Below are 21,213 nucleotides of genomic sequence, written 5' to 3' on the forward strand. Positions count from 1 at the left end.
TGTCCGACAGACGTGTATCAGGATCGGGGAGGTTGCGACCGATAATCTACCGGGGTCATCCCGTATTTTTCCTTGAAAATTTTACGGAAGTATTTCACACTGTTAAAACCTACTTCATAAGAAGCTTCATTGACGGAATAATTTTCATTGCGGATGAGGTCGGCTGCTTTTTTAAGCTTTACATCACGGATAAATTCGTTGATATTAAGTCCCGTCAGAGCCTTTAATTTTCTGTACAGCGAAGTTCTGCTCATACCGATTTCACTGATCAGGCTTACCGTATTCACTGCTTCTTTTTCCGATTGTTTTAAAATAAGTTCTTCCATCTTTAGCAGAAAATCCTTTTCCCGTCTTAATATTCCGGATTGATTTCCCGTTGCAGCCGGCACCTGGTCCTGTCCGGTTTGGTTCAGAAAAAAATTACGGAGTTTTATCCGGTTGGCCAACAGGTTCTTTATCCGTATTTTCAGGATAACGGGGTTAAAGGGTTTGGTCATGTAGGCGTCCGCGCCTTCTTCGAACCCGGTGTTCATACTTTCGGTATTACTTTTGGCCGTAAGCAGGATCACCGGAATGTGACTTGTAGCTATATGATTTTTCAGGGTACTGCAAAGGTCTATACCGTCTTTGACAGGCATCATGATATCCGAGATGATCAGGTTGGGAATATATTGGAGTGCCTTGACAATTCCTTCGTCGCCGTCGAAAGCATGGATGAGATCGAACTCAGATTTGAGCAGGCCGTCCAGGAATTTAAGGATCTCCGGATTATCATCGATCAGCAGGATCAGATCGCGGTCTTTGGACGAACGTATGATCTTTTCCCCTTTTGCGGGAGTCTCCGTATGCTCCGCGTAAACCTCTCCCATGGAGGGCTTTTGTGGGAGGGTATCCGCACGGAGTTCGGAATAATTTTCGAAATGCACGTCCGTTGGCAGGGAAAGTGTAAAACGGGTCATGCCGTCCTTTTTACTGTTTACGGAAATATGGCCGTGATGGAGTTCGGCAAACCTTTTGGAAAGTGCGAGTCCTATACCAGACCCGCTTTTACTGACACTGTTTCCGGCCCTGTAATACCAACTGAAGATATGATCGATTTCCTCCTCATTGATTCCGGATCCCGTATTGCTCACCTGTATGCAGAGCATATGGTTGTCGCGAAACATAGCAATGTTTACAATACCTTTACGTACGGCGTGTTTCAATGCATTAGACAAAAGGTTGTTGAAGATCACTTCGATCTTCTCTATATCACATCGGAGGAGTTCGTTTTTGTCGCTTACGGAAATGTACAGTCTGATGTTTTTATCTTTGGCCAGCAGCCGATAATTTTCGGTCCATTGAGCAATTTTTTCTCCCATGTCGTATTGACCTATGGTAAGCTGGCTCAATCCCTCTTCGGTCTTGCGAAATTCGAGAAGCCGGTTGATGGAATGATGGAGGGTTTGTGCATTTCGTTTTATAAAATGCAGATGGTCCAGCAGTTCTTTTTGTTTTACTTTTTCGATCAGTTGTTCTACCGGAGCCATGATCAGGGTGAGGGGTGTCTTTAGTTCGTGCGAAAAACCGGTGAAAAAGCGGAGCCTTTCCTCGTTGAGATCATTCTCCAGTTGCCGTTGTCTTTTTTCCAGTACAAGTGAGCTTTTCAGTTTCAGCCGTTCGGTATAATACCGTATGGATATCCATATCAGTAAACCGGCTATTACTATATATAAAAGATATGCAGGCCAGGTTTTCCAGAACGGGGGGACTATGGTGATATACAGTTTTTTGGCTTTCCTGCTCGTATACGGATGGTTAACCCTCACCTGTAATTCGTAATCGCCGGGGGCGACATCCGTAAAGTTGGCCGTGCCGAGTTCGCGGGTGTTAATCCAGAAATTGTTATAGTTTTTGAGTTTATACGAATAAGTAATGTTACTCGATACCGGGTATTTCAATGCCACGAAGTCTACAGAAAATGTATTTTGGTCGTAGTTTAGGGTAAGGTGATCCTGAAAAGTAAGAGACTGCCGGAGAATGGACTTTTTTTGATCTGTTACATTAACTTTTTTATTCAGTATCCGTAATTCCTCAAAAAACAACGGGTACTCCTGTTCCAACCCGGGAAATACTGAGGGGTTAAAATAATTAATACCGTTATTCCCGCCTACATAGATCGTACCTCCCGGAGAGCGTGTGATAGCTCCGACATTGAATCCGCCTTCATCGATATTGTCCAGCGCGGAGATATTCAACACTTCGTTGGTACGCAGATCATACCTGTTTATACCGTTGAATGTCGATAACCAGATATAATGGTTGTTTTCTCGGATTATAGCAGTTACCGAATTGTTACTCAATCCATCGGCTTCGGTGATATTTAGCAGCGATTTTGTTTTGGTATTAAGTCTCACCAGACCACCATATCGCGAACCCGCCAGTATTTCTTCCTCATTAAGGACGAGAATACAGAAAAAGATATTGCTGGGCAGGTTATCGACGTTTCCCGAATAGAAATATTCGGAAGTATCCGTATTGGGATCGTGAGCTATAATTCCCGAACCGAAGGTTGCCAGCCAAAGTCTTCCGGTATGATCTTCGGTTATATTGCGGATATCAATTCTGCGGAGGGATTCGATGTAACGGAAGTCGCGAAGCCTTTCGTCATACCGGAAAAGACCGCCCTGGTTGGTACCGGCCCAGATGGTATGATCACTGCTTTCGAAAAGAACCCGGACATCGCTGCCGTTTTCCGGTTTGCCCTGTAAAAAGTGTGTAAATCCATTACGTCCCGGGAGCATCAGATTGATTCCGCCCCTGTACGTTCCTGCCCAAACCCGTTTTTTGCTGTCCTGCAATACGGAAATGACATAATTGTTGCTGAGACTGGAAGCATGATCGTCCTGGTGCTTGTAATGGATATATTTCCGGGTCACCGGATCGAAGAGATCGAGGCCCCCTCCATCCGTACCTATCCATATATTTTCGGTGTCCGTACCGGCCAGTGCACCGATGCGATTGTGACTGACGCTCTCGGGGAGTGTTTCGTTTTGTCGGATAATATGTACAGGCTCCCCTTTCGGGTCCACATAATTTAACCCTGTAGGTGTACCGATCCACATTTTATAACTCCTGTCCATGAAGATGGAAGAAACCGTCCTGTTGTAGACACTGGTACCGTCGTTTTCGGGAAGGAACCAGGTGTTTTGTATCGGATGCTCCGGGGCTTTCAATACTTCCATATCCAGAATGTTCAATCCTCCGTTACGGGTGCCGATCCACATACGTTTATTGTTATCTTCCCTGAAGCACAGTACATCCTCATCGCTGAGCCCTTTTGTACTCAGGTTTGCTTTGCGCAGCACTATAGAATCTCCCGCAGCCGTAATGATGCCGATGCCATGCCGGGTACCGATCCATACATTATGGTCACTGTCTGTAAACAGGCTGTTTATGGCCGATGAGGGTAAAAAGCTGTTCTCCTTGTTCAGGGTGTTTGTAACTACCTTGTTCCGGAAGTCGATTTTATTGAGCCCGTAACCGAAGGTCCCCAACCATAAGACAGAATCTCCCTGCATACTGATCGAGGATATTTCATTAGAAGAAATATCACGGTTAATGAGGCTGCTTTTCTGGGCAAAATGCCCTGTGGCGTCCAGAAACTGTATCCCCCCGCGATAGGTTGTTGTAATTACCTGTTTTTTGTCGGTGAGATAAAGCCCGCTGATACTGTTGTCCAGAAGACCATCCGAATAATCGATAAGGGCCATCTTGTCATGTCGGAGATTATAAATGTTTAATCCGCCGTCCGTGCCTATGAGAAGCTCGTTTCCGTCCCGAAGCAGCAAAGACTGCACGAAGTTATTGGCAAGCCCTTCACCTTTTTTTTTTAGGTTTTTCTTAATGACTTTGAAATTAGTGCCGTCAAAACGGTTCATGCCATCTTCCGTACCGATCCAGAGATACCCGAGAGAATCCTGGGCAATAGCATTGATTACATTGTTAGATAATCCGGAGCTGACATTGATCAGGTGAAAATGCAGATCCTTATCAATAGTACCGCCTTGCCGGACGTCTTGGCCGGCGATGGAAAAACTTATCAGTGTAAAAAATACAATTATTTTGTTTTCAAGTATCCGCATATAAGATGTTCAAATTTAATGAAATCTTTAAAAAACACTAAATAAATGTCTTTTTTGTCAATACTGAACAATCTGTGCCCCATATTTTGACAAATAGTACCCGCTTCTATTAACACAATATTTAGAACATTGTAATACTGTTATGAAGAAACAACCTGTTTTTCTTCGGAAACGGATCAATCAATTTCAAAATTAATTAACCAAAACTACTAAAGTATGTATCAAAGATTACTAAGATCGGGAAGATTAAAATGGTTTTATGCTCTTTTTTTTCTGATGATCTGTGCTGTTGCTTTTGCTCAGGAAACTGAAATAAAGGGCCGGGTCATCGATAGCGAAGGAATGCCGCTTCCCGGAGCGTCTGTTGTAGAAAAAGGAACTGTCAATGGTACGATGACCAATATAGATGGAGAATTCGTGCTCAAGGTAACGGATCCGGATACTGCGGTTCTCGTACTTTCATTTGTAGGATTTAAAAAACAGGAGATTGCTTTGGACGGTAGTCTCGCTGCGGAAGTAACGATGCAGGAAGATCTGGAGTCTCTGGACGAAGTGGTCGTAGTAGGCTACGGAACACAGAAAATGGGAGAAGTTACCGGGGCGGTAAGTACTATCAAATCGGATAACCTGGTAAGATCATCCTCTACAACCACTGCAGGAGCGCTTGCCGGAAAAGTAGCCGGGATATCGGTGAGGGCAAAAGATGCCAGACCGGGCCGTGGAGCAGCGATTGAGATCCGAAATATGGGAAATCCTCTTTTTGTTATAGATGGGATTCCCTATGGTGGCCAAACAGGTAACGATTGGGTGCAATCTTCGAATGTATCCGGTAATGATATTTTTAATTCCCTGAACCTGGAGGATATCGAAAGTATTACCATCCTTAAGGATGCCTCGGCGGCCATTTACGGAATACGCGCATCGAGCGGGGTAGTCCTGGTCACCACTAAAAAAGGGAGGAAGAATGAAGATGTCCGTATCAATATCAATGGTTACTACGGGTGGCAGAATCTTACCCGTTTTCCCAAGCTGGCCAATGCGGCGCAATACACGAGAGGCAGGGTAGAGGCCGCGCAGAATGCCGGACAGGACCCTTATAGTGTCTATACTCCGGAAGAACTGGCCAAATGGCAGGCGGGAACCGAACCCGGATACCAGGGCTATGACTATTACGATCTGGTGATGCGTAAGAACGTTCCTCAGTATCACATTAACGCCAACGTCACCGGCGGATCGGAAAAAACGAATTACTATATCTCCGTGGCCAATACACAACAGGAAGCTCTGATGAAGGACTTTTCATATGACAGGACCAATATACAGGTGAATCTCGAATCCAATATCACGGAGAGATTCAGTGTAGGAACCCAGATCAGCGGAAGGGAGGAGAAAACCAAAGATGTCGGGCTGCCCGGAGGTGACGGATATTTTGCATCGATCCTCGGGATGCTCAGTAATATCCCTACCGTAGGCCCTTATGCCAACGATAACCCGGAGTATATAAACCATACGCGCGATTATTCCAGGAACCCCGCCTTGTTTCACAGGGATGTGGCAGGATATAAAGATAACCTGGGAAGAAACCTGAATATCAACATGTTCGCCAGTTATGATTTTGATTTCGGACTCAAAGCCAAAGGGACCGTTTCTTATAATTATACCAACAATAAATTCGATGGTTTCCAGTATACCTATGACGTATATACCTATAACGAAGCTGAAGATACCTATAATCGCACCGGAGGATCAGACAGCGGATGGCGATACCAGACCGAAAGGGAAGTAGTGTCCAGGTTTGCACAGTTTCAACTGGATTATTCCAGAACTTTCGGGGATCATTCACTCGCTGTAACAGCCGCATATGAGCGGTCGGATTACGAACGCGATTACCTGCAGCTGGGTACCAATCCTTCCAATAATTATTTGCCATTGCTCGAGTTTGATAAGCTCAATTCATTTTCGGATGGTTGGGATTACGAAGCCCGGGCCGGATACATAGGGAGAATAAATTATAATTACAAAAGTAAATATCTACTGGAATTACTGGGGCGTTATGACGGGTCTTATCTCTACCCTCCGGGACACCGGTGGGGCTTTTTTCCGGGAGTTTCCGTAGGATGGCGAATTTCGGAGGAATCGTTTTTCGAACCTTTAAAGAACGTTGTCAGCGATTTGAAATTACGGGCTTCTATGGGACAGACCGGTAAAGAAGAGGGTGTCGGAATGTTCGGATATTTGAGCGGATATACATGGAACGATGGTAATGCCGTACTGAATGGAAACTTTACGGCCGGATTAAGGCCGCGGGGATTACCGGTAACCAATTTATCCTGGGTAAAGAATACGACGTCCAATATCGGTATGGACCTGGCCATGTTCGACAGTAAACTGAAACTGACCACAGATATTTTCAGGATCAAGCGGACAGGAGTACCTGCGGCCCGTTATGATGTACTTCTGCCGAGTGAAGTGGGATATTCTCTTCCTAATGAGAACCTTAACGAAAACGGGTATTACGGTGCAGAAGGAATGATCAGCTATCAGAGTTCCATAGGGGAGCTCAACTATAACGTCAGCGGAAACTTTACGTATTCCCGTTACAAAAGCCTGAGCAGTTATAAACCCCGTTTTGGGAACTCCCTGGATGAATACCGCAATTCGGCGGAAGACCGCTGGGGAGGTGTCTGGTGGGGATACCAGGTCGTAGGACGGTTCCAGAACGAAGAAGAGATCAGGAATTACCCGGTGGATATGGACGGGCAGAACAACAGGACCCTGCTTCCCGGAGACTTCATATACAAGGATGTAAACGGAGATGGTGTTATCAACGGCATGGACGAACGGCCTATAGGATATCCTACAGGATGGGCTCCTATGGTATCGTTCGGAGGAAATATAGGATTGAACTGGAAAGGTATAGACCTGAATATAGACCTTGCAGGAGGCGCCATGCAATCCTGGTTTCAGGATTACGAATTGCGGAATGCTTTTCATGGCGGGGGTAATTCGCCGGCCTATCTGCTGGAGGACCGCTGGCATCGTGCCGATCCGTACGACCCGGACAGCGAGTGGATACCCGGACGCTATCCTGCGATCCGCGAGGGAAATTCCGGCCCAAATGCGAGAAACAGCGACTTTTGGCTGACCAATGTACGCTTCCTCAGGGTGCGAAACCTCGAACTGGGATATACATTACCAAGTGTAATTACCGAAAAAATAAATGTGCAAAAGGCACGGATCTATATCAACGGGTCTAACCTGATCTCTTTTGACAACGTAAAGAAATTCGGGATCGATCCGGAAATCGAAGCGAGAGCTGCCGTGGTTTATCCGCAGCAAAAGACCGTGTTGGTCGGTTTTAACTTTTCATTCTAAAACAGAAACGATGAGACATTTATTGATATACTCTATTATAATTTCATTTTTCCTTGCCGGCTGTAACAATGAAGACTGGCTGGAAAGAGATCCGAAAAATATTATTACAGACGAGCAGCTCTGGAACGACCCGCAACTTATCCAGTCTTTAATGGCTAATTATTACGATCGCCTGCCTTCTATGCACGGCGTGTTTAATACCGGGGGAATGAGCGAAATAGATGATGCCATGTGGTCCGGGCATTTCGACGAAAACTGGCGTAACGATTTCCAGTTCGGGGATGATTACGGACGCTATTGGGATTATGGATTTATCCGCGATATCAACCTGTCCCTGGAAAATATAGACGAATACAGTGTACAGCTCAGCGATGATCAGAAAAACCTGTACAAAGCCGAACTTCGGTTTATCCGTGCGTTTGTCTATTTCGAAATGGTAAAACGCATGGGAGGTGTTCCCCTGGTGACGACACAACTTATTTATGACTACAGTGGTGACCCTGCGTACCTGCGTGTTCCCAGGGCCAAAGAATATGAGATTTATGATTTTATCTACTCGGAACTGGAAACCATAAAATCCGACCTGGAAGCCAACAATGGAAGTCAGACCCGGGCCAATACCTATACGGCACTTGCCCTTGAGAGTCGCGCCATGCTTTATGCAGGTTCCCTGGCCAAATACAATAACCTGATGTCTTCCCCGATCATGTTACCCGGAGGGGAGGTGGGAATTCCCGCTGATAAGGCCGATGATTATTATCAGAAATCCCTTGTCGCATCGCGGACAATCCTAGGTAGCGGAAGCTATGCCTTGTATGATGAGAACCCCGACAAAGGAGCGAACTTTTACGAAATGCTGATGAATAAAGGAAGCCGGGAGGTGATCTTTGCCAAAGACTTTGAACTGAGCCTTAAAGTACACCGCTTCTCCTATGACAATATCGTGAGAAGCATTACCGAGGATAACGAAGGTTCTTCCATGCTGACCCCATCTCTGAACCTGGTGGAAAGTTTCGATTACCTGGATGGAAACGAAGGAACATTACATGATAAAAATGCGGACGGTAGCTATATACCCTACGAAAATATCACCGATATCTTTGAGAATAAGGACGGACGTCTTTACGGCTCGGTAGTTTATCCCGGAACCACATTCAAGAGTGTTCCTGTAAGCATGCAGGCAGGAGTTGCCGTATGGGAAGAAGGACAATATGAGTTCAGGGTAGCGCCCAATCTCGGAGGGCTATACGAAGATGCCGCACTGTGGACCGGTTTCGATGGTCCGCAGGATAATGCACAGTTTGTAACCAACACCGGGTTTTACATGCGCAAGTTTGTCAGTGAAGCCTCAGGAGCCAGTACCCGTGGTGTTTCCGCGCAAAACTGGTGGCCCTGGTTCCGGATGGGAGAGCTATACCTCAATGCGGCAGAAGCTGCTTTCGAAAGAGGACTGGAAGGGGAGGCCCGGGGCTACGTAAATGCGGTAAGAGCACGGGCAGGGTTTCCGGAAAACAGTATTACCACCTTGACCATGGATATCATCCGTAACGAAAGACGGGTGGAACTGGCCTTTGAAGACCATCGCTTTTTCGACCTGAAAAGATGGCGTATAGCTCACGAGATATGGGATGGTAGTGATAACAGCGAAGAAGCCGTGGTTAAAGGTTTATTCCCTTACCGTGTTGTTCGCCCGGGTCATGAAGATCACAACAAGTATATTTTCAACAGGATGAGGCCTACACGCTTCCGGAGGGCACGCTTTTTCCGGTTTGCCAATTATTATTCATCCATAGACCCGAATGTGCTGAACAATAACCCCACATTGGTCAGAAACCCTTTTCATTAATAGTTAGTGGTGAACAGGTATGTCCGGAACCGGAAAGGAATACGGAAAAGACATGCCTGTTTTTAAATGTTAAACATAAAAACAAACACAATGAAAAAATATATATCCCGATTACTATATCTTATGCTTACGGCATTTCTTGCCGGAAGTTGTGAGTACGACAATTATGACGAACCCAATGCCGTCCTGGAAGGAACAGTAAGTTATAGGGGGCAGTCCGTCGGAGTGAGAACCAATGGCCCCGAGTTTGAATTATGGCAGGATGGATATGATCTTAAAAAGAATATCCCCGTGTATATAGCGCATGACGGCACCTATTCGGTATCGTTGTTTGAAGGACAATACAAGCTGGTCGTTAAAGAAGGCGGGCCATGGGTGCCCATGCTCAGTGATACCCTGATTGTCGATGTAAAAGGTAAGACAACGTATGACGTAGAAGTAACACCGTATTTTACTATTGAAGATCCGGGTTTTACGGTTAATAGCTCGACACTGACAGCGAGTTTTACGGTAGACCGGATCGTCGGTACGGCCAGCATGCAATCGGTGAATGTGTATCTGGGAACAGGAATGCTTACCGATCAGAACAAAAACGAATATGTACGTAATATAGCCACAGACGATATCGTGCCCGGACAGCAAACCACAGTAAGTTTTGAGATCCCGGAAAATCTCGCAAACGAAGAATACCTCTTTGTGCGTATCGGGGTCCGGTCCGGACAGTCCAATGAGTATTATTATACACAATCCCAAAAAGTAGAACTGTGACCCGGTATGTTTGACGGTAAAAAACGCCGTTACCCCACTGTAGTTTCTTTATATCCTGATAAATAAGTGAGGTTTACATCCTGTTTTTGTTTTAATTGTTTAAAAAACACTTAAATCGGATGTAAACCTTTATATTGTAGTCTTTAAATACTATGAAACTGTCTTTTAATATACTATTCCCCTTCCTGGCGTTTGTCTTAATGTCAAGTGTTTTTTCTTCCTGTGGGGGCAAAACCGGGAACAATGCTCATACGCTCCCGCTTCCGGAAACCATATCGCCGGTACGCATTAACATCAATACCGGGGTTTCGTATCAGACCATAGACAATTTCGGCGCTTCCGATGCATGGTCCTGCCAGTTTACGGGCCAATGGGCGGTAGCAAAAAGAGAGCAAATGGCCGATCTGCTTTTTAGCAGGGAAACGGACGAAAGTGGCAATCCCAAAGGCATAGGGCTTTCGCTGTGGCGATTCAACCTGGGTGCGGGAAGTGCCGGGCAGGCAGAAAACAGCGGAATCAAGGACGAATGGCGCAGGGCCGAATCTTTTTTAAAGGCAGACGGAACATACGACTGGGATAGGCAGAAAGGGCAGCTGTGGTTTGCCCGAGCCGCAGAGGAACGCGGTGTGGAAAACCTGTTGTTGTTTGCCAACAGCCCACCCGTCTCCATGACGCGTAACGGAAAAGCATACAGCAATAGCGGAACGCAATCGAACCTTCCCGAACATCGTATCGGACAGTTTGCACGGTTTCTGGCGAATACTGCATCGGGATTAAGAAAAATGGGGTTAACCCCCACGATTATAAGTCCGGTCAACGAGCCGCAGTGGGACTGGACAGACGGTGGCCAGGAGGGAACTTGTTACACGAATTCGGAAATTGCAGGAATCGTGAGGGCTCTGGACATGGAACTTGATAAGAAAGGCTTGGACCTGAAGATTGATATCAGTGAAGCCGGGCAGATCAATTATTTATTCGAAACCGGAAACAAGGAAGGAAGAGGAAAACAGATCGCTGCTTTTTTCGGAGAAGGATCTCCCGATTATATCGGCAACCTCTCTCATGTGAGCCATACCATCTCCGGGCATAGCTATTTTACGACCTCTCCGGCCTCGACTCTGGTGAAACAAAGAGAAAAACTGGCAGGGGAACTTCAAAAGTATCCCGGGTTAAAATACTGGATGTCCGAATATTGTATTTTGGGTAATAATGACGGTGACATCAAGGGACATGGCCGGGATCTCGGTATGCCCCCCGCGCTGTATATGGCCCGGGTAATCCATCACGACCTTGTTATCGCCAATGCCTCTGCATGGCATTGGTGGCTGGCAATTTCTCCTTACGATTATAAAGACGGACTGATTTATGTAGATAAAAATAAAACAGACGGAAACATATACCCGGGTAAAATGCTCTGGACACTCGGAAACTACAGCAGGTTTATCCGCCCCGGATATAAACGCGTACACGTGGAAACCGGGCAGGACCATGAAGGATTACTGGTATCGGCCTATAGAGATCCGAAAAGCGGAAAATGTGTGGTCGTTATGGTAAACACCGAAGAACATGGTGTCTTGGCACAATTCAGCCTGGACGGACGCGGGTGGAATCCCGGATATGCTTATGTAACCTCGGAAGAAGAAAACCTGAATAAAACAACCGGGTTAGTGATGGGAGGTGGGAACGTAGAGATCCCGGGACAGTCGGTCGTAACATTTGTACATACTAACTGATTATATCATGAATAAGATTTTTTTATCCTTCTTGTTGATATTTGTTCTGACTGCTGCTCGCGGACAGAAACCCAATGAATGGGAAGATCCGACTGTTGTAGACCGTAACAAGATCGAAGGCCGCAGTGATTTTGTGTTGTTTACCTCCGCTGCCGAAGCGCTCAAAAAGGAGGCCGGGCAGTCGCCGCTGTATAAAAGTCTCAACGGGACGTGGAAATTCCATATCGTAAAGCACCCGAGTCAGCGCCCACAGGATTTCTATAAAACAGATTTCGATGACAGTGACTGGGATGCCATCCCCGTGCCTTCCAACTGGGAACTCGAAGGATTTGACATTCCCATCTACACCAATGTCACCTATCCTTTTCCGAAAAATCCGCCCTATATAGGCTACCCCGTACAGCCTTCCAACAGGGAACTGTCTTCGGGAAAGGGCATAAACCTGAAGTCTGCGGATCGGGAAGGCAATGAAGAAATATACAATCCGGTAGGGTCTTATCGCCGTACATTTACCATATCCGAAGATTGGCAGGATAAGGAGATTATCCTTCGATTCGGTTCGGTTTCCGGTTATGCGCGGGTATTTGTCAACGGTAAAGAAGCCGGGATGACCAAAGCATCCAAAACACCTGCTGAATTTGATATTACCCGACTTTTGAAAAAAGGAGAAAATCTCCTTGCCGTACAGGTTTTCAGGTGGCATGACGGAAGCTACCTCGAAGACCAGGATTTCTGGAGGTTGAGCGGTATAGAACGCGATGTGTGCCTGCAGGCGATGCCCAAAACAACCCTTTGGGACTATTTTCTGACCAGTGGGCTGACTCCTGATTATCGCGACGGAACCCTCAGCCTGAACGTAAGGTTGAAAGAGTTTGACGACGGAAGTATTAAGAACCCGAAGGTCAGGATGACCCTTTTCGATCCGGAGGGGAAAGAAGTCTGTACGGAAACCGTACCGACCGGGAAAAATAAAAAAGAGGTCCGGTTTAAAAGAGTTATCCCGGAGGTACGTAAATGGAGCGGCGAACATCCTGTGCTGTATCGTTATACCATTAGCCTGCTGGATGCGAATGATAAAGAAATTGCAGCACTCGCAGGAAAAGCGGGATTCCGTGAAGTAGAGATCAAGGAGGCACAACTCATGATTAACGGTAAGGCCATTACGGTTAAAGGCGTAAACCTGCACGAGCATCACCCTGTAAAAGGACATGTTCCGGACCGGGAGATGATGCGTAAGGATGTGGAGCTGATGAAGCAGAACAACATCAATAGCATCCGGATGAGCCATTACCCTCACGATACCTACATTTATGATCTGGCTGATGAGTATGGGATGTATGTCGTGGATGAAGCCAATATAGAGACCCACGGGATGGGAGCCGAATGGCAGGGAAGGTTCGACAAGACCGTTCACCCTGCATACCTCGAAGCCTGGGCAGACGCCCATCTCGACCGTATGAAGCGGATGGTGGAATTTCATAAAAACCATACTTCCGTCATTATCTGGTCTTTGGGAAATGAGAGTGGTAACGGCCCTGTCTTTTATGATGGATACGACTGGATAAAACAGCGGGATACCACACGTATGGTACAGTTTGAGCAAGCCGGAGAGAACAGGAATACCGATATTGTCTGTCCCATGTATCCCTCTTTGGAGCATATGAGGTCGTATGCCGAAGATTCCTCTAAAAAGCGGCCTTTTATCATGTGTGAGTATGCCCATGCCATGGGAAACAGCACGGGGAATTTTCAGGAATACTGGGATATTATAGATAGTAGCCCGCACATGCAGGGTGGTTTTATCTGGGACTGGGTAGACCAGGGACTGGAAGCCAGTACGGCAGACGGACGTAAATTCTGGGCCTACGGGGGAGACCTGGGAGGCCACGATCTGCAGAACGATAACAATTTTAATGCAAACGGACTCGTTACTGCAGATCGCCTGCCACATCCCGGCTTGATGGAAGTAAAAAAGGTATATCAGAACATCAGGTTCGGGAGAGAGAACAACAAGATTCTGGTTAAAAACGAATTCGATTTTACTGATCTGGACCGATACGATTTTCGTTGGGAAGTCATCGCAAACGGAGAGATTGTTGAAAAAGGAAAATTTGAGGTCGAAGCGGCCCCCGGAGTTAGCCGGGAGATCAGCCTCGATCTTCCGGAAGTTTCCGGAAAGGAATGTTTTCTCAATGTGTATGCCTATACCCGTACAGCCGATGCCATGATCCCGGCAGGTCATGAGATCGCAAGGGAACAGTTTTTTATAGGAGACACTTCTTTTTTTAATTTACCGGAAACAACGATAGCAGAAAAATTAAAAGTAAAAAGCAACGGGGAACAATTGTCATTTTCTTCCGGCGATATCGAGGGCGTATTTAATACCGCCCGGGGCGTATTCGAAAGCTATCATCGAAAAGGTTCCGAAAGCCCGGTCTCCGTTTTCCCTCAACCCTATTTCTGGAGGGCGCCCACCGATAATGACTTCGGGAACAGAATGCCGCATAAGCTGAAAGCCTGGAAAGAAGCTACGCAAAACGCCGTAGTGACACAGGTACAGGTCGGAAAAAAGAATAAGAAAGGTGTACCGGTCACAGTTCGCTATGAACTGCCAGGTGTAGCGGTGCCCTATACGATAAATTATCTTATACGTAATAACGGGGATATCCGGGTAACAGCAAGCCTGCATACCGATAAAGAGCTTCCGGAAATACCGAGATTCGGTATGCGAATGATACTCCCCGGAGCATACGATATGCTCGAATACTATGGAAGAGGGCCATGGGAAAATTATGAAGACAGAAATACGGCTGCTTTTATCGGGCTGTACGAAGACAATGTGGAAAACCAGTTTACATGGACGTATATCCGTCCGCAGGAATCAGGATATAAGACCGATGTGCGGTGGTTACAACTGGCCGACAAAAGAGGAGGGGGAATCCGGGTAACAGGAGACCAGCCTTTGGGTTTCAGTGCGCTGCATATCGCCACGGAAGATCTGGATGCCGGAGAACATAAGGCCCAGCGGCACCCTACCGACCTCAAGGTACAGGACAAGGTATTTCTTCATGTAGACTACAGGCAGCGTGGTCTGGGAGGAGATGACAGCTGGGGTAGATATCCCCACGAAAAGTACCGGCTCGAAGGTGGAAATTACAGTTACACATATACCATCAGTCTATTGCCGTAATCACAATAACAAATCAATATTATTACAAATAAAACCGATCTGAAGATCATGAAAATTACATCCTATCTCTTTTTATGTATCGCCCTTGTCACTTTCTCGTGTGATAAAGACAAAACCACAGAATTATCATCGCCCTCAGCCTATCTGTTTACCTATTTTACCGGAAACGGAGCCGGGGAGGAAGCGATTCGCTATGGCATAAGTCCGGATGGCTATAACTATTACGCCCTGAATAATAACGAACCCATTGTGGCTTCGGATGCTATCAGTACCACCGGGGGAGTTCGTGACCCGCATATCCTGAGACGGGAAGACAATAAAGGATTTTATATGGTGGTTACCGATTTGCTCACTAAAAACGGCTGGAGCAATACGGCCATGGTATTGATGAAATCCGATAACCTTGTCGACTGGTCTTCTACCGTCATTGATATTCCTTCTTTATACCCCGAATTTTCCGAAGTTCACCGGGTATGGGCTCCGCAGACAATCTATGATGAAAGGGAAAAGAAATACATGGTTTATTTTTCCATGCTGGAAACCGGAAGCTACGACAAGATTTATTACGCATATATAAATGACGATTTTACCGCTCTGGAGGGTGCCCCACAGCAATTGTTTTATAGCCCTGCCGAAAAGGCCTGTATCGATGGGGACATCGTTGAGAAAGGTGGTAAGTATTACCTGTTCTACAAAACCGAAGGAGAACGTGACAAGGGGATCAAGGTAGCTGTGTCGGACAGGCTCACATCGGGGTACAAACCCGAGCCCGGCAATGTCGATCAGACCGATAAGGCTGTGGAAGGTTCGGGGGTTTTTAAGCTTATCGGTTCCGATACCTACATCCTGATGTATGATGTGTATGTCGATGGAGAATACCAGTTTACCAAAAGTTCGGATCTGAAAGATTTTGAGGTTGTGGATGAAAAGGTCTCTATGAATTTTCATCCCCGTCACGGAACGATCATACAGATCACACAGGAAGAACTGGAGCGGTTGACCGAAGCTTTTCCTTCAAGAGATATTTCACCGGTACTGGCCGTTTCCGGACCCGGAGTAAAATCCGGAAATGTGGTTGTTGACAGTCGGGAAAAGACCATTTACGTCCCCCTTGAGCCTGGGCAGGACGTTTCGGCTTTCACTCCCGGTTTTACTACCCTTCCCGGTACAGCGGTGAAACCCGGAGGGCCGCAGGATTTCTCCAAAGGAAGTATCGGTTACCAGCTTTCCTTCGGAGGTAAAACGGAGACCTATGAGCTTACCGTAGCGGTAGACGGAAACCCTGTAGTACAAGGCTATTACGCCGATCCGGAGATTATATATTCTCATAAAGAAAAAAAATATTATCTGTATCCCACCAGTGACGGGTTTAACGGCTGGTCCGGAACCTATTTTAAAACATTTTCTTCCCCAGATCTGGTCCATTGGAAAGACGAAGGCGTGATCCTCGATCTGCTGAAGGATGTTTCCTGGGCCGACAGGAATGCCTGGGCCCCGACGATGATCGAAACCCGGGTTGACGGTGCATACAGATATTACTACTACTTTACCGCCGCACAGCAGATCGGTGTGGCCGTATCCGACAGTCCCTACGGCACATTCCGGGATTCCGGAAAACCATTGGTCTCCGAAAAGCCCGAAGGGGTAAAAGGAGGACAAAATATTGACCCGGATGTTTTTGCCGATCCCAAAAGCGGCAAACATTACCTCTATTGGGGTAACGGATTTATGGCCGTAGCAGAGCTCAACCCGGATATGACCTCCCTGAAAAAGGGAACCATAAAAGTAATAACCCCAGATGATACGTTCCGGGAAGGGGCAGAAGTGTTTTACAGAAATGGCAGGTATTATTTCCTGTGGTCTGAGGATGATACCCGAAGCCCCGATTACAAGGTTAGATACGCCACGTCCGGCAGCCCTGTGGGACCACTGCATATTCCGGAAAATAATATCGTGATCCGGAAAGATGAAAAAAACGGGATATTGGCTACCGGGCATAATGCTGTCATTCAGGTACCGGGAAAAGACGAATGGTATATTATTTATCATCGTTTTACAAGACCTAAAGGAGAGCACATGGGAAGTGCAGCCGGATTTCATCGTGAAGTCTGTATCGATCGTCTGACTTTTGACGCGCAGGGAAATATTGAGGAAGTGACCCCCACATTAAAGGGTATTGCCGTGGAGTGATCTCAGCGGACTAATGAAATATCTGTAACCTGATGAAAACAGTAACGGTCGTCCGCAATTTGAGGGGCGACCGTTTTTTGTATTAGGATGGAGTACGGTATCATTCCTGGTAGAATACGATTCAGCCACGAATATATGCGGTAGTTCCGGGATATCCGTGGCTGATGGTATCTGAGAGGTGTTTATCAGGATTGTTCCTGGTTCCTGATATGGATATCACGTTGCGGGAACGGAATTTCAATACCCGCCTCATCAAGAGCAGCCTTACAGTCGATAATGAGCTGTTCGTTCATGGTCCAGAAATTTTCATTGGAAGTAGTTACCCGTACGGATAAGTTTACCGAACTGTCTCCCAATTCCGTAACCATGATCTGCGGAGCGGGATCTTCAAAAGCATACTGATTATTCCTGGCGACGTTCAATAGTATTTCTTTGGCCTGTTTGAGATCTGCGTCATAAGATACGCCGATATTAAACCAGGTACGTCGTGTTCCGAGTTGGGTATAATTGGTGACGTTACTGTTGGATAGGTTTCCGTTAGGAACAACGACCAATTGATTTTGTGGTGTGTTTAACTTGGTGTTGAAAATATCGATTTCCCGTACTGTTCCCGATACCCCGGTGCTGGATTCGATAAAATCTCCTACACGAAAAGGCTTGAGGACAAGGATGAGGACCCCTCCGGCAAAATTGGCAAGTGAGCCCTGTAATGCCAGACCGATAGCCAAACCTGCGGCACCGATCATGGCGACGAGTGCGGAGGTCTGAACGCCCAGTTGGGTGACAACCAGGATAAACAGCAGAATGTTCAGTGCCCAGGAAATAAGGTTGTTGAGGAATCGTTGTAAAGATACGTCCAGATTCTGACGCTTGAAAGCTTTGGCCATGAGTCGTTTGGCAATCCTGATCAGCCACAGACCGATAACGTAAATCAGTACGGCCGAAATCAATGCTGAAATGACCTTCGGTGCCCATTCTATGGCGGTGGTGATAAATTCATCCCAGTACCCTTGAATTGTGTCTGTTCCCGTTTCTTGCATAGTTTTTCTTCTTTTTAATGATTTGGTATATGAATGTGTTACAAAATGCGACAATCCCAATTTAATGATATTATATAAAAAATCAAACATCTCCTGAGCGGGAATATTTATAAAAATCCGGTAACGGGTGCAAACTCATTCATAATCAGTAAATGACATTACTGATGTTTTTTCCGGAAAAAAATATTTTTCCGTTTCGGAGTGCATGGTTTCGGAAACTACCAGGAATGGAGGAGAAACATCGGCCGCAATTTCTCATCAAGGAGAATACGGTAGGTATATTATTCCATTTCGTATTCCTGTTCCGGGCGGGGCATTTGCAGCGAGTCGTAAACCTGCGCTATACCGTCTTTGTTTTCGGCCAGGACAACGAGAAAATCACCACTTTCCAATACGGTCATACCATTTGGGGTAATATACTTTCCGTCTCTTTTTATCATGGCTATGATCGCATTTTTAGGAAAGTGCAGGTCTACGATTTTTTTTCCGACAGAAGGGCTTTCGGGGTATAGGTAAATTTCTTCCAGGGCCGATTTGGCACTATCCGATAAGAAGATATCCATGGGAGTTTTGCGCTTTACCTTTTCCGGAAGCGACACGTGCAGCCATTTGGCTACCACGGAAAGTGTCGTGCCCTGCACGAGTACGGAAGTTACCGAGACGAAGAACACGATATTAAAAATAAGATCGGCTTTATCGATACCGGCCAGCAGCGGATAAGTGGCAAATACGATCGGTACGGCCCCGCGCAGTCCTACCCATGAAATATACCAGCGACGTCGTAGTTTCATCCGGAAAAAAGCAAGACTCAAAAATACACTTAGCGGCCGTGCAATAAAGATCAGGAAGACAGAGATGAGGATACCGATACCGAATATCGGAGGAATATGGCTGGGATAAACCAGTAAGCCGAGTGTGATAAACAGGGCGATCTGCATGAGCCATGCCAGTCCGTCAAACATGCGTACTATGGTCTTTTTGTGGATGATATCCTGGTTTCCGAGATATACCGCACAGAGATATACGGCCAGGAAGCCATTGCCTCCTACGAAGTCTGTCGCAGAAAATGTGAAGAACATGATCGCGATAGCCAGCACCGGGTACAATCCTTCGAAATCGATATTGATCTTATTAATGGCGTACTTTCCCGCTTTTCCGAAAAGAAATCCCAGTAATACACCCAGGGAAATCTGCTTCAGGAACATCGGGACGATTGTCCAGATACTTTCATCCTGATTGATAACCAGGCTCAGAAAGGCAATGGTGAGAAAGTAAGCCATAGGGTCGTTACTTCCGCTTTCGAGCTCCAGTGTAGGCCGTATGTTGGTTTTCAGAGCTATATTTTTAGACCTCAGTATAGAGAATACCGCGGCAGCATCGGTAGAAGAGACAATCGCACCGAGTAACAGACCTTCGTATATCGTAAAATCGGTTACCGCCCATACAAAGACACCCAGAGAGGTCGCAGTGAGCAAAACACCTATCGTAGACAGCGATATACCCTGCCAGAATATCGGCTTTATGGATTTCCAGTTGGTATCCATACCTCCGGAAAAAAGAATAAAATTCAGGGAGACAATACCGATAAACTGTGCGATTTTGGGATCGTTAAAATAAATTTTACCTATTCCTTCGGAGCCTGCGAGCATTCCGGTAGCGAGGAAAAGTATAAGCGTGGGAAGTCCGACACGGTACGATGTTTTTCCGGCAATAATACTGATAAAGAGTAAGGCGGAGCCTATGAGTAAAATGTTCTCAATAGTGATGTTCATAATGGTCTATAGTATATGTATAGGGGTACGGATGGTGTGTCCTGTTATTCAAAAACTTCGTTTTGCTGTTCCATAACACGTATAAAGGTGGTTCGTTTGGTTAATTCTTTCAGGCGTTGAGCACCTACATAGGTACAGGTAGACCGCAGGCTGCCGAGAATATCTTTTAGGGTATCTTCAACATCGCCTTTATACGGAATTTCGACGGTTTTTCCTTCGCTTGCCCGGTATTCTGCAACCCCGCCGGTATGTTTGTTCATGGCCGTTTCCGAACTCATTCCGTAAAAGAGCTTATATTTCCTGCCATCGTGTTCGGTGGTTTCTCCACCGCTTTCATTATGGCCCGCCAGCATGCCGCCGAGCATAACAAAGTCGGCGCCCCCGCCAAAGGCTTTGGCGATGTCGCCCGGTATCCTGCATCCTCCGTCTGAAATAATCTGGCCACCGAGGCCATGAGCTGCATCCGCACATTCTATAATTGCGGATAACTGCGGGTAACCCACACCGGTTTTTACCCTGGTGGTACACACACTGCCGGGGCCTATGCCGACCTTGACGATATCGGCTCCGGAAAGCAGAAGTTCCTCAACCATCTCGCCGGTAACAACGTTACCTGCAATGATGACCTTATCGGGGAATTGTTGTCTGGTTTCTTTTAAAAAGGACACGAAATGTTCGGAATATCCGTTTGCCACATCAATACAGATAAAGGGGATCTCGGGGAAATTGTTAATCAGTATCCGTAGCTTTTCAGCATCGGCTTTACCGGTTCCCGTACTTATGGCAATGTAATTTGTAATGTCTTTTCCGGACCGGGACATAAAATATTCCCATTGCGGCAGGTTGTAATGTTTGTGTACAGCCGTGATGAGCCTGTGTCGGGCCAGGACGGTAGCCATCTCAAAAGTGCCTACGGTATCCATATTGGCTGCGATTACGGGAATGCCCGTCCATCTTTTTCCAGTATGCATAAAGCTGAATTCCCGTTCCAGGGTAACTTCCGCCCTTGATTTGAGCGTTGATCGTTTGGGACGTATCATAACGTCTTTAAATCCCAGTTTTATATCGCTTTCGATCCGCATGGCCGTGTATTCCTTAATTTGGAATAAAGAAAAGCATTATGGGAAAAAAATCCTATGCGGGATATGTTTTTTTTATAATCCCACGGTTAATTT

The 21,213-nt window shown here is 46.3% G+C and carries 10 protein-coding genes; 6 read left to right on the forward strand and 4 right to left on the reverse strand.

Annotation, left to right across the window (positions count from 1 at the left end):
- Nucleotides 1-17: 17 nt before the first annotated feature.
- Nucleotides 18-4,124, reverse strand: a complete 4,107-nt coding sequence (locus BT112_RS13235; RefSeq protein ID WP_072317870.1) for a hybrid sensor histidine kinase/response regulator transcription factor — start codon at nt 4,122-4,124, stop codon at nt 18-20.
- A 216-nt stretch (nt 4,125-4,340) separates the two neighbouring features.
- Between BT112_RS13235 and BT112_RS13240 the strand changes: the two genes are divergently transcribed.
- The 6 genes from BT112_RS13240 to BT112_RS13265 all read left to right on the forward strand — a co-directional run bounded on the left by BT112_RS13240 (nt 4,341) and on the right by BT112_RS13265 (nt 17,226).
- Nucleotides 4,341-7,499: a SusC/RagA family TonB-linked outer membrane protein gene (locus BT112_RS13240; RefSeq protein ID WP_072317871.1), complete on the forward strand. Its 3,159-nt coding sequence runs from the start codon at nt 4,341-4,343 to the stop codon at nt 7,497-7,499.
- Nucleotides 7,500-7,509: 10 nt separating this feature from the next.
- Nucleotides 7,510-9,345 (forward strand): RagB/SusD family nutrient uptake outer membrane protein, encoded by a 1,836-nt coding sequence (locus BT112_RS13245; protein ID WP_072317872.1) that lies wholly within the window; start codon nt 7,510-7,512, stop codon nt 9,343-9,345.
- Nucleotides 9,346-9,435: 90 nt separating this feature from the next.
- Nucleotides 9,436-10,113 carry a DUF3823 domain-containing protein gene (locus tag BT112_RS13250; protein ID WP_072317873.1) on the forward strand — a complete coding sequence of 226 codons (678 nt, stop codon included), beginning with the start codon at nt 9,436-9,438 and terminating at the stop codon, nt 10,111-10,113.
- Between the two features lie 152 nt (nt 10,114-10,265).
- The gene (locus tag BT112_RS13255; protein ID WP_072317874.1) at nt 10,266-11,846 is read left to right on the forward strand and encodes a glycoside hydrolase; all 1,581 of its coding nucleotides are present in this window, start codon (nt 10,266-10,268) and stop codon (nt 11,844-11,846) included.
- A gap of 7 nt (nt 11,847-11,853) precedes the next feature.
- Nucleotides 11,854-15,036: a glycoside hydrolase family 2 TIM barrel-domain containing protein gene (locus BT112_RS13260; protein ID WP_072317875.1), complete on the forward strand. Its 3,183-nt coding sequence runs from the start codon at nt 11,854-11,856 to the stop codon at nt 15,034-15,036.
- A gap of 48 nt (nt 15,037-15,084) precedes the next feature.
- Nucleotides 15,085-17,226 carry a glycoside hydrolase family 43 protein gene (locus BT112_RS13265; RefSeq protein ID WP_072317876.1) on the forward strand — a complete coding sequence of 714 codons (2,142 nt, stop codon included), beginning with the start codon at nt 15,085-15,087 and terminating at the stop codon, nt 17,224-17,226.
- Between the two features lie 185 nt (nt 17,227-17,411).
- Here BT112_RS13265 and BT112_RS13270 read toward each other — a convergent pair whose 3' ends face one another.
- From BT112_RS13270 to BT112_RS13280, 3 genes are all read right to left on the reverse strand, one after another.
- Nucleotides 17,412-18,266 (reverse strand): mechanosensitive ion channel family protein, encoded by an 855-nt coding sequence (locus BT112_RS13270; protein ID WP_072317877.1) that lies wholly within the window; start codon nt 18,264-18,266, stop codon nt 17,412-17,414.
- Between the two features lie 281 nt (nt 18,267-18,547).
- Complete coding sequence (locus BT112_RS13275) at nt 18,548-20,038, reverse strand: potassium/proton antiporter (RefSeq protein ID WP_072317878.1); 1,491 nt, start codon at nt 20,036-20,038, stop codon at nt 18,548-18,550.
- Nucleotides 20,039-20,082: 44 nt separating this feature from the next.
- Nucleotides 20,083-21,120 carry a GMP reductase gene (locus BT112_RS13280; RefSeq protein ID WP_072317879.1) on the reverse strand — a complete coding sequence of 346 codons (1,038 nt, stop codon included), beginning with the start codon at nt 21,118-21,120 and terminating at the stop codon, nt 20,083-20,085.
- Between the last annotated feature and the right edge of the window lie 93 nt (nt 21,121-21,213).

Source organism: Sinomicrobium oceani (assembly GCF_900119185.1).
In the GTDB taxonomy this organism is placed as follows: domain Bacteria; phylum Bacteroidota; class Bacteroidia; order Flavobacteriales; family Flavobacteriaceae; genus Sinomicrobium; species Sinomicrobium oceani.